The sequence below is a fragment of the Methylobacterium variabile genome (genome assembly GCF_001043975.1).
GTDB lineage: Bacteria > Pseudomonadota > Alphaproteobacteria > Rhizobiales > Beijerinckiaceae > Methylobacterium > Methylobacterium variabile.
This window is the reverse complement of the sequence record NZ_LABY01000105.1, coordinates 1-11320: the sequence shown is the minus strand read 5'-3', so window position 1 is coordinate 11320 and position 11320 is coordinate 1. Positions and strand designations below refer to the sequence as shown.

The 11320-nt window shown below is 72.6% G+C and carries 8 protein-coding genes; 6 read left to right on the top strand and 2 right to left on the bottom strand.

Annotated elements, in window-relative coordinates:
- From VQ02_RS16150 to VQ02_RS16135, 4 genes are all read left to right on the top strand, one after another.
- On the top strand, nt 1-256 hold a 256-nt coding region (locus VQ02_RS16150; protein WP_048445227.1), incomplete at its 5' end, for a PopZ family protein.
- 166 nt (nt 257-422) lie between these two features.
- A complete protein-coding gene (locus VQ02_RS16145) occupies nt 423-3134 on the top strand; it encodes a valine--tRNA ligase (RefSeq protein WP_048445229.1) in 2712 nt (903 codons plus the stop codon).
- 215 nt (nt 3135-3349) lie between these two features.
- A complete protein-coding gene (locus VQ02_RS16140; RefSeq protein WP_048445226.1) occupies nt 3350-3550 on the top strand; it encodes a DUF2283 domain-containing protein in 201 nt (66 codons plus the stop codon).
- A gap of 4 nt (nt 3551-3554) precedes the next feature.
- Complete coding sequence (locus tag VQ02_RS16135) at nt 3555-4289, top strand: DUF2459 domain-containing protein (RefSeq protein ID WP_048445225.1); 735 nt, start codon at nt 3555-3557, stop codon at nt 4287-4289.
- A 204-nt stretch (nt 4290-4493) separates the two neighbouring features.
- Here VQ02_RS16135 and VQ02_RS16130 read toward each other — a convergent pair whose 3' ends face one another.
- Together VQ02_RS16130 and VQ02_RS16125 are read right to left on the bottom strand one after the other, a co-directional pair.
- Entirely contained in the window at nt 4494-4931 is a 438-nt protein-coding gene (locus tag VQ02_RS16130) for a hypothetical protein (protein ID WP_245239755.1), read from the bottom strand.
- Nucleotides 4932-5019: 88 nt separating this feature from the next.
- Nucleotides 5020-6234 carry an efflux RND transporter periplasmic adaptor subunit gene (locus tag VQ02_RS16125; RefSeq protein WP_048445223.1) on the bottom strand — a complete coding sequence of 405 codons (1215 nt, stop codon included), beginning with the start codon at nt 6232-6234 and terminating at the stop codon, nt 5020-5022.
- 260 nt (nt 6235-6494) lie between these two features.
- On the opposite strand from VQ02_RS16125, the gene VQ02_RS16120 reads away from it, so the two are divergent.
- Nucleotides 6495-9656: an efflux RND transporter permease subunit gene (locus tag VQ02_RS16120; RefSeq protein ID WP_048445222.1), complete on the top strand. Its 3162-nt coding sequence runs from the start codon at nt 6495-6497 to the stop codon at nt 9654-9656.
- A gap of 778 nt (nt 9657-10434) precedes the next feature.
- Nucleotides 10435-11320 (top strand): septal ring lytic transglycosylase RlpA family protein (locus VQ02_RS16115; RefSeq protein ID WP_245239754.1); only part of this gene is annotated, 886 nt, incomplete at its 3' end.

The window sequence follows — 11320 nt, the reverse complement described above, 5'->3', positions numbered from 1 at the left end:
GCCCCCGCCCGCGCCGCCGGAGCCGCCGCGCCCGGTCGCCGAGGACCGGCTCCTGTCCCAGGCCACCGACGCCACGGTCAGCCACGCCTTCGACCTCCTCGCCAGCACGGTGCTGACCCGCAACGCCCGCACCATCGAGGACCTGGTGCAGGACATGCTGCGCCCGATGCTGAAGGCCTGGCTCGACGACAACCTGCCGGTCCTGGTCGAGCGCCTGGTCCGGGCCGAGATCGAGCGCGTCGCGCGAGGGCGCTGAGGCCCCGGCACGGATCCGGGCGCGCTCCAGTTGACGGGACCGCGCGGGTCCGCTTGAAAGCGGGCTCGGGAGCCGGCCGCTCGCGCGGCCGGCCTTTTTCGTATTGGTTCCGGCGCCGCCGTCGGGACGCGCCCCGGGCGGCGCCGTGCGAGTGGCTCTCTTCGTGATGATGGACAAGACCTTCGATCCCGCCGCCGTCGAGGCGCGCATCGCCGCCGAGTGGGAGGAGGCGCAGGCCTTCCGGGCCGGGCGCCCGGACCGGGCCGGTGCCGAGCCCTACAGCATCATGATCCCGCCGCCGAACGTGACGGGCTCGCTGCACATGGGCCACGCCCTCAACAACACGCTGCAGGACGTGCTCGCCCGCTTCGAGCGCCTGCGCGGCAAGGACGTGCTGTGGCAGCCCGGCACCGACCATGCCGGCATCGCGACGCAGATGGTGGTGGAGCGCCGCCTCGCCGAGCAGCAGCAGCCCGACCGCCGCTCCCTCGGCCGGTCGGAATTCGTTCGCCGGGTCTGGGAGTGGAAGGCGGAATCGGGCGGTACCATCGTCAACCAGCTGAAGCGCCTCGGCGCCTCCTGCGACTGGTCGCGCGAGCGCTTCACCATGGACGAGGGCCTGTCGAAGGCCGTCCTGAAGGTCTTCGTCGACCTGCACGCGCAGGGCCTGATCTACCGCGACAAGCGCCTGGTGAACTGGGACCCGAAGTTCCAGACCGCGATCTCCGACCTCGAGGTGCAGCAGGTCGAGGTGAAGGGCCACCTCTGGCACTTCGCCTACCCGGTGGTCGACGAGGCCGGCAACGAGACCGGCGAGACCATCACCGTGGCGACGACCCGGCCCGAGACCATGCTGGGCGACACCGCGGTGGCGGTGCACCCGGAGGACGAGCGCTACCGGGCGCTCGTCGGCAAGCGCCTGCGCCTGCCCCTCGTCGGCCGTCTGATCCCCATCGTGGCCGACGAGTATTCCGACCCCGAGAAGGGCACCGGCGCGGTCAAGATCACCCCGGCCCACGACTTCAACGACTTCGAGGTCGGCCGCCGGCACGGGCTTTCCCAGATCAATATCCTGGATGAGGAAGCCCGCATAAGCCTCGACGGCAACGCGGATTTCCTGGAGGGCGCGAGCCCGGAGCCCGAGGCGCTCGCGCTGCACGGCCTCGACCGCTTCGAGGCCCGCGCCAGGGTCGTCGCCCTGATGGAGGAGCGCGGCCGGCTGGTGACGATCGAGCCCAACACCCACGCGGTGCCGCACGGCGACCGCTCGGGCGTGGTGATCGAGCCCTACCTGACCGACCAGTGGTACGTGAACGTCAAACCGCTGGCCGAGCGGGCGCTGCAGGCGGTGCGCGACGGCCGCACCCGCTTCGTGCCGGAGACCTACGAGAAGACCTACTTCCAGTGGCTCGAGAACATCGAGCCGTGGTGCATCTCGCGCCAGCTGTGGTGGGGTCACCAGATCCCGGCCTGGTACGACCCGGAGGGCAACTGCTTCGTCGCGCAGAGCGAGGAGGAGGCCCTGGCGCTGGCGGCCGAGAAGCACGGCCGGCCGGTGACCTTGCGGCGCGACGAGGACGTGCTCGACACCTGGTTCTCCTCGGGGCTGTGGCCGTTCTCGACGCTCGGCTGGCCGGAGGAGACGCCGGAGCTCGCCCGCTACTACCCGACCAGCGCCCTGGTGACGGGCTTCGACATCATTTTCTTCTGGGTTGCCAGGATGATGATGCTCGGCCTTCACGCGTTGGACGAGGTGCCGTTCCGCACCGTCTACATTCACGCCCTCGTCCGCGACGAGAAGGGCGCCAAGATGTCGAAGTCCAAGGGCAACGTGGTCGATCCCCTCGACCTCGTCGACCGCTACGGCGCCGACGCCCTGCGCTTCACTCTCGCCGCCATGGCGGCGCAGGGACGCGACATCAAGCTCTCGGTGCAACGCGTTGAAGGGTATCGGAACTTCGCCACCAAGCTCTGGAACGCCGCCCGCTTCGCCGAGATGAACGGCTGCCGGCTCGACCCGGACTTCAGGCCCGAGGGCGTGAGCCAGACCCTGAACGCCTGGGCCCTCGGCGAGGCCGCCCGCGCGGTGGCCGAGGTCACCGGCGCGATCGAGGCCTACCGGTTCAACGACGCCGCCAACGCCGCCTACCGCTTCGTCTGGAACGTCTTCTGCGACTGGTACCTGGAGCTCGCCAAGCCCGTGCTCCAGGGCGAGGACGGCCCGGCGAAGGAGGAGACGCGCCGGACGATCGCCTACCTCATCGACCAGATCTGCGTGCTGCTGCACCCATTCATGCCGTTCCTCACCGAGGAGCTGTGGGCGACCAAGGCCCGCGAGGCGGGAATCGAGCGCGGGCTCCTCGCGCTCGCCGCCTGGCCGGACCTCGGCGCGCTGGCGCGGCCGGAGGCCGAGGCCGAGATCGGCTGGGTCGTCGACCTCGTCTCGGAGATCCGCTCGGCCCGCTCGGAGACGAACGTGCCGGCCGGCGCCCAGATCCCGCTGGTGCTGGTCGCCCCGAGCGAGGCGGTGCGCGAGCGTGCCACCCGCTGGGGCGACACCGTGCGCCGGCTCGGCCGCATCGCCTCGATCGAGGTCGCCGAGACGAGCCCCCGCAACGCCGTGCAGCTGATCGTGCGCGGCGAGGTGGCGGCGCTGCCGCTCGAGGGCGTGGTCGATCTGACCGCCGAGGTGGCGCGGCTGAAGAAGGAGGACGCCAAGCTCGACGGCGAGATCGGCAAGATCGACGCCAAGCTCGGCAACGCCGACTTCCTCGCCCGCGCCCCCGAGGAGGTCGTGGAGGAGCAGCGCGAGCGCCGCGAGGCGGCCCTCGCCCGCCGCGAGAAGGTGCGGGAAGCCCTGGCGCGGCTGCAGGGCTGAGCCGGCAACGGACCGGCTCCGGTGCGGGCGGCGTGGCCGCCCGCACCGGATGCGAACGAGATGATCGGGGAGAGGCGCTCGGCGGCGTTCGGTTCGAGACGATCGGGCGTCCGCGCACGGAGAGGCGATCCGTCGAACGCCGCCCGGATTTGCGTACAGGCATGAGACCGCGACCCGAGCCCGCGACATCCCGACCCCGCCCGGAGGCCGGCGCCGTGAAGGGCTGCTACGACACCGAGACGGACGTGCTGTCCGTCCGCTTCAGCGACGCGGAGGTGGTGATGCGCCGGGAAGTCCGTCCGGGGGTCGTCGTCGCCTACGATGCCGGCGGCACCGTCGCCGCCATGGACATCCTCGGAGCTTCCGAGACCCTGGCGGCCGGCCAGGACCTGCGGCAGCTCACCGTGGCGGCCTGACGTCGTGCGCCGCGGCCCGCGCATCGCCCGGCGCGCCGCGGCGCTCGCACTGTCGCTCCTCTTGGTTCCCGCCGCGCTCCTCGCCCTGGCGGCCTGGCTCACCGCCCGGCCGGGCGACCCGGACCTCTACCCGCCGGCCGCCGGCGACGAGGCGGTCGTGGTGCGGCTCGTCGCCCGGACCTGGCATTCCGGCCTGCTCCTGCCCCGCGACGACCTGGCCCGGGCGGCCGGCGAGATCGGGGCCGGGGCGCTGCTGGCGGTGACCGAGCGCTTCCATGCCTACCCGGCGCTCGAGATCGGCTGGGGCGATGCCGGCGTCTACCGCGGGGTGCCGACGATTCAGGCGCTCGACTGGCGCCTGGCGCTCAGGGCCCTGTTCACCCCCGGCGGGCGCCCGGCGGTGCTGCACGTGGTCGGAGTCGCGGCCGAGCCTGGCGCCGCCTTCCAGGACGCCGAGGTCGTGCCGCTGCGCCTGTCGCGAGCGAGCTTCCGCCGCCTCGCCGCCGCCCTCGGCCGCTCCCTCACCGTCCGCGACGGCCACCCCGTCGAGGCGGGCCCGGGCCTCTACGGCCCGAGCCTGTTCTACGAGGCCGAGGGACGGTTCACCCTGCTCACCGTCTGCAACCACTGGAGCGCCGGGCTCCTCAACGCCGCCGGGCTGCCGGTCACGCCGCTCCTCGACACCCTGCCGCGGGGCCTCGCCCTCGACCTCGCCTGGCGCGCCGCGCCGGCGCGTTAGCCGGACGTGGCGTCGGCCAAGGTGGATCCGATGGTGCACGACCTGATGTTCGGCGCCGTGGAGGGCCGCTCAACCGTCGGCGACACCACCTTCGGCTTCGGCAGCCAGGGCTGACGTCGCAGGGACCGGTTCGCGCGACGGCCGCGGGCCGTCGACGCGGATGCCCTGTGCGAGGCGCGACGCGGTCCCCCGCGCCGCGCCTCCTCAGTTTCGTCCGAGGGGCCGGGCCGGGCGCCGGAAGGCGCGCCGGAGGCGCTCGCGCAGGCGCATCCGGCCGCTGCGGGCGAGCGCGCGGCCGCAAGCCCGGGCGCCCTCGCGATCGAACTGGAAGGCGATCTCGGTTCCCTCGGCGAGCCGCAAGGCGAGGGCCGGCACCCCCGGCGAGACCTCGCCGGCGGTCCAGCCGAGGACCGGGAAGAAGCAGTTCTCCACCCGGGTGCCCACCGGCACGTCCTGGCCCGCATCCGCCGCGACCGAGGCGGTGGCGAGCAGCGCCAGGCCGAGCTCGGCCGCCTCCGCGGGGGTCAGCCGGACCGCGTAGTCCCGCGGCCCGAACGCCACCACGAGCTCGAGCCCGTCCGGCCCGGCGGTCACGACCGAGAAGCGCAGGTCGCCGCGGGGCGCGGCCTCAGGGGAGGTCATGCGGATGGCCATCGCTCCGTGCCGTGACGGGATCGGCCGAGCCTAGCGTCAGGGCCTCACGCGGGGCAAGCTCTGACGCCGGCCGGCGTCACCGCACGGCGCCGTCGGGCCCGTTCGCGGCCTGCCGGGCATCCTTGTCGGGCTTGATCCCGACCCGCTGGTCCTGGCGCAGGAGCTGGAGGTGGTCGGTGGCGATCCGGTCGCCGGGCTTCAGGCCCTTCTCGATCGCCGTGCGGTCGCCGAACTCCTCGCCGGTCTCGACCGGGGTCATCGCGACCCGGCCGTCTTCCCCGACGCGCCAGACGATGCGCTGATCGAGCTGGGACGACAGGGCGACCGTCGGCACCAGGAGGCGCTCCTGCGTCCCCACCTCGACCTGCGTGCGGACGAACTCGCCCGGCAGGTAGCGCTCGTCGGCGTTGGGCAGCCAGGCCCGGACCAGGCGGCGGGCGGTGCGGGGGTCGAAGCGGTTGTCGAGCTTGTAGATCGTCGCCTTGCGCTCCGGCCGGCCCTGGCTGTCGAGCACCTGGATGAAGGCGCGGTTCTCCTTCAGGGCGGCGCGCACCGCCTCCGAATCCTCGCTCGAGAGCGCCACCTGCACCTCGATCGGGTCGACCTGGACCACGCTGACGAGCTGGGTCGTGTTCTCGTTGACGTGGTCGCCGACATTGACGTCGGAGAGGCTGGAGCGCCCGTCGAAGGGCGCGCGGATCACCGCGTAGTCGAGGTTGAGCTTCTGGCGCGCGATCGCGGCCTCGGCCTCCTGCACCCGGCTGCGGGCGACCTGCCGGTTGCTCTCGAGCTGCTGGAAGCGCTGCTCGGAGGCGTAGCCCTTGTCGGCGAGCGGCTGGGTGCGGTCGACCTCGGCATCCGCGAAGGCGAGCTGCGCCACCGCCTGCTCGCGCTGGGCCTCCGCCGTGCGCAAGGCGACCTCGAACGGCCGCGGGTCGATGCGAAACAGCACTTGGCCCTTCTTGACGTGGCCGCCGGGCTCGAACGGCCGCTCCACCACCACGCCGGTGACCCGGGGCTGGAGGGCCGCGTCCTTGGGCGAGATCACCGTGCCGGTATACGAGAAGGCGACCGGCACGGTCTCGGACACGGCCCGCGCCACCGTGACGTCGAATTCCGGCGCGTCGGCCTCGCGCTTCGGCGCTGCCGGCGGGGCGAGGACCTTCGCCACCGGGCCGGGCAGGACGCCGACGGCGCCCTCCGGCAGCGGGTGGCCGAGCCCCCACCAGAGGCCGGCCCCGGCCGCGATGCCGGCGAGACCGATGAGGCCGTAGCGAAACCCTGCGCGCACGATGTCGGTCTCCTTCGACGAGACGGTTCCGAGAGCGGCCCGCGGCTCCTCGAGCCTGGAGGCTGCGGCAGGCCGGCCCGGACCCGCGCGGAGCGGCCCCGGCCGGCGTCCCAGGGGAACTCGCCCGAGGGGAACTCCCTCGAACGCGATAGCGTTGCACGTGAGCTTTCACCTTACCGTCGCAGGGCCCGGAGGGCCGCTCCAGGGCCCCGGCTCGCGGCGGCCTTCCCGGCACGCCCCGGCGGCCACCGGGACGCGGGATGTTCGCCTACTTCGTCGACCGGCCCGTCCTGGCGGGCGTGATCTCGGTGCTCATCACCCTGATCGGGGCCGTGGCGGGCTTCGCCCTGCCGATCGCCCAGTTCCCCGAGATCGCGCCGCCGATCATCAACGTCCAGGCGACCTATCCGGGCGCCACCGCCCAGCAGGCCTACGAGGCGATCGCGATCCCGCTCGAGCAGGAGATCAACGGCGCCCAGAACCTGATCTACATCAACTCGACCAGCAACGCCGACGGCAGCGTCACCATGGACGCGACCTTCGAGGTCGGCTCCGACCTCAACGCCGCCGCCGCCGAGGTGCTGACCCGTGCCCAGCGGGCGGAGGCGCGCCTGCCGCAGGCGGTGCGCGACCAGGGTCTCGAGATCGTGAAGTCGTCGCGCCAGCGCCTCGGCAACGTCGTGCTCTACAGCGACGACAACCGCTACGACGAGCTCTTCCTGTCGAACTGGGCCGAGACCCAGGTGATCAAGCCCCTGCGCCGGGTCACCGGCATGGGCCGCATCGTCAACTTCTCCAACAAGCGCTACGCGATGCGGATCTGGCTCGACCCGGCCCGGATGGAGTCCCTCGGCATCGGCCCGAGCCAGATCGTGCAGGCGATCGAGCAGCAGAACGCCCAGATCACCGTCGGCTCCCTCGGCAAGGAGCCGGTGCGCGACACCCCGGCCTTCGAGCTGCAGATCGTCACCAAGGGCCGCCTGACCGAGGTGCGGGAATTCGCCGACATCGTGATCCGGGCCAATCCCGACGGCTCGGTGGTGCGGGTGCGCGACGTCGGCCGGGTCGAGCTCGGCTCGGAGCAGTACGGCAGCCGCTCGACCTACGACAACAAGCCCGCCGCGTCGCTCGGCCTGTTCCAGAACCCGGAGGCCAACGCCGTCGAGGTGATGAAGGGCGTCCACGCCACCATGAGGGACCTGGCGAAGCGCTTCCCCCCGGGCCTGCAATACAGGATCGCCCTCGACCGCACCGAGTTCGTCAACGCCTCGATCCACGAGGTGATCAAGACCCTGATCGAGGCGATCGTGCTGGTGGTCGTCATCACCTACCTGTTTCTCCAGAGCTGGCGCGCGACCCTGATCCCGGCGATCGCGGTGCCGGTGGCGCTCGTCGGCACCTTCGGGCCGATGGCGGTCCTCGGGTTCTCGTTCAACACCCTGAGCCTGCTCGGGCTGGTGCTGGCGGTGGGCCTCGTCGTCGACGACGCCATCATCGTGGTCGAGAACACCGAGCGGCTGATGGAGGAGGGGCAGGAGCCCCGCGAGGCCGCCCGCGAGGCGGTGAACGAGGTGGCGGGCCCGGTCATCGCCACCACCCTGGTGCTCGCCGCCCTGTTCGTGCCCGTCGCCTTCATCCCGGGGCTGACCGGCCAGCTCTACAACCAGTTCGCCCTCACCATCGCGATCTCGGTGCTGATCTCGGCGGTGGTCTCGCTCACCCTGACCCCGGCGCTCTGCGCCCTGCTGCTGAAGCCCCGCGACGAGGCGGCGCATCGGAGCCGCTGGCGGGCTCCCCTGCGCTGGTTCAACGCCGCCCTCGACCGGGCCACCGGCGCCGCGGTCGGCTCGGCGGGGCGGCTGTCGCGCCACCTCGTCGCCACCGGGCTGGTCTTCCTCGCCTTCGCCGGCCTCACCGCCTGGATGCTGGCGAGCCGCCCGAGCGCCTTCGTGCCGCAGGAGGACCAGGGCTACTTCTTCGCCGACATCGCGATGCCGAAGGGCGCCTCGGTCGGCCGAACCGCCGCCATGGTGGAGGAGGTCGGCAAGGCGGTCCTGGCCGAGCCGGCCGCCGCCGGCACCATCGGGGTCGCCGGGCGCGGCATCCTGGCCGACGTGACCGCCCCGTTCTACGGCTTCCAGATCCCGACCCTGAAGCCCTGGGACGAGCGCGAGGAGACGGTCAACGACGTGATCGGCCGCCTGCGGCGGCAGTTCAAGAACCACCCGGACGGGGTCCTGCGCATCGTCGACCCCTCGCCGCTGCCGGGCCTCGGCTCCCGCGGCGGCCTGACCGTGGAGCTGCAGGACCGCAGCGGCGAGGGCGGCCTCAAGCTCGCCAGGACCGCCGAGGGCTTCATCGCGCAGCTGAAGAAGCTGCCGGAGATCGGCGGCGCCACCGCCACCACGAGCTACGGCGTGCCGCAGCTGCGCCTCGACATCGACCGGGCCAAGGCCGAGCAGCTCGGGGTCAGCCTGCAATCGCTGTTCGACGCGCTCGGCACCTACGTCGGCTCGTCCTACGTCAACCTCTTCAACAAGTTCGGCTTCGTCTACCAGGTCTACGTCCAGAGCGAGTCGCAGGGGCGGCGCACCCTCGAGGACCTGTCGCGCCTGACGGTGCCGAACAACCGCGGCGAGCCGGTGCGGATCGGGTCGCTCGTCACGCCGCACTTCGTCAGCGGGCCGACGGCGGTCCTGTCCTACAACACCTACCCGGCGATCGAGATCGCCATCGACACCGCCGAGACGGCGAGCTCGGGATCGGCCATCGCGGCGGTGGAGCGCCTGGCCGAGACCGCCCTGCCGACGAACTACGCCGTGGAATGGACCGAGGTCGCCTACCAGCAGAAGATCGCCGGCGGCTGGGCGCCGCTGATCTTCGGCCTCGGCGTGGTGATGATCGTGCTGCTGCTCGCCGGCCAGTACGAGAGCCTGCGGCTGCCCTTCGTGGTGATCCTGGTGACGCCGCTGGCGATCTTCGGCGCCGTCGGGGCACTGGCCCTGCGCGACCTGCCCCTCGACATCTTCGGGCAGATCGGCCTGCTGCTCCTCGTGGGCCTCGCCGCCAAGAACGCGATCCTGCTCGTCTCCTTCGCCCGCGACCTGCGGGCGAAGGGCGAGGACCCGGTGCGGGCGGCCCAGGACGCCGTGCGCCTGCGGATGCGGCCGATCCTGATGACCTCCTTCGCCTTCATCCTCGGCTCGGTGCCGCTGGCGCTCGCGACCGGCGCCAGCGCCAACGCCCGCATCTCGATGGGCACGGTGGTGATCGGCGGCCTGCTGGTGGCGACCCTGCTGACCCTGTTCGTCACCCCGGTCTTCTACGTCGCCGCCGAGCGGCTGGTGGCGGGGCGGGGACGCGAGGGCGAGCCCGGGACGGAAAACCCGGGGACCGGCGCCGCACCGCAGCCGGCGGAATAGGCGCGGGATCCCCGTCGCCGCGCCGGCGGGCGCGCTCACGCGCCCTGGCCCGCCAGAGCCGTCGCCCGGTCAGGGGATGGTCTGAGAGACCGTTTGATCGAATCTTACAGATTTGACACCCTGCATGTCATTCCGGGGCCGCGCAGCGGAGCCCGAAGTGCCGAAGGCGCGCCCAGAACCGCAGGATGTTCAGGGTAGAGCGGAACACAATTCGCTTTACTCCACAACATCTGAGTTCCTGGACTCCGGGCTCCGCTACGCGGCCCCGGAGTGACGAAGAGGGCGTTAATACTATCCAGCAAGTCAAACAGGCTCGGAGAGACATCCCGCACCGGCCGGGTGGCGCGCGGCATGGCAAATCGACTGCGATCCCGCCGTGCCCGTGCGGCCGCTCGAAAGCCCCCGGCATCTAGGAAGCAGGTCAGGGCCTGATCGAGAGGGTCGATCATCGACGAGGTCCGTCCCGGGCGAGGCGTGGACAGGCACGGCCGGGAGCGGGGAGGACCACGCCCTGTCTTTCCCCGGGTATCCCCACGGCCTGTGGACGGCGGTGGAGGGGACTCGCGCCCAGGCTCCCGTTGAGCTTTCATTTACGCAGGGCCGGCAGGGTCTGCGCAAGTGCAGCGTAACCCTGTGCGGCCACGGGCTCCGCCCCTCCTCAGCCCGTCCCGGGCAGGGAGCCGGCGGCCCCGGGCGGCACGGGACCGAGGGGTCGATGGCGGGATCTTCGAAGAGCGGTTCTCCGCGCCCGGGGACGGAGCGGGGGGCCCTCCGGCCGATGCCGGTCGTGCGGTGGGCCGCGGTGGCGGGAATCGCCCTGGCGGCGGCCAATTGCGCCGGTCCGACGCCCAAGCAGCTCGCGGTGAGGAGCGGCGGCCGCGAGATCGACCCGAAATACGGCGTCGCCGCGAGCCCGCGCCTCTACGGCGAGAACGACAAGATCCCGAAGGGCGGCGGCCGGCAGATGACCGGCAAGCCCTACGTGGTCGCCGGGCGCACCTACGTGCCGCGCCAGGACGCCCGCGGCTACGTCCGCGAGGGCCTCGCCTCCTGGTACGGCACCGCCTTCCACGGCCGCATGACCGCCAACGGCGAGGTCTTCGACCGCTTCTCGGTCGCGGCGGCGCACCCGACCCTGCCGCTGCCGAGCTACGCCCGGGTCACCAACCTGCAGAACGGCCACTCGATGGTGGTGCGGGTCAACGACCGCGGTCCCTACCACGCCGACCGGCTGATGGACGTGTCGCAGGCGGTGGCCGAGGCCCTCGACTTCCGCCGCCGGGGCACGACCAAGGTCCGGGTCGAGTACGTCGGCAAGGCCTCGGTCGGCGGCAGCGACGACCGCAAGCTGATGGCGACCCTGCGCACCGACGGGCGCCCGGCGGGCTCGCCGGCCGGCGCCAACATCATGGTGGCGGAGGCCGGGCCGGACACGCGGCCGGACACGCGGGACGAGGCGAGGTCGTTCGCGTTCCGCCAGCCTGAGGCGGAGCCGGTGCGGCCGATCGTCGAGCGGCCCCGGATCGCCGCCCCGGTGCGGATCGCCGAGGACGAGCCGGAGACCCGGCGCCCGGCGCCGGCCCGCGCCCCGATCCCGGCCCCCGTCCGCCTGGCCGAGGCGGCGCCCCGGGCCCCGTCGGCGTCCCGCGTGCCGGCTCCGGCAC

What these genes read in the sequence shown, in the direction of transcription:
- VQ02_RS16145 (WP_048445229.1), top strand. Translation starts at nt 423, where the DNA reads ATGATGGACAAGACCTTCGATCCCGCCGCCGTCGAGGCGCGCATCGCC.
- VQ02_RS16130 (WP_245239755.1), bottom strand. Translation starts at nt 4,931, where the DNA reads ATGACCTCCCCTGAGGCCGCGCCCCGCGGCGACCTGCGCTTCTCGGTC.
- VQ02_RS16120 (WP_048445222.1), top strand. Translation starts at nt 6,495, where the DNA reads ATGTTCGCCTACTTCGTCGACCGGCCCGTCCTGGCGGGCGTGATCTCG.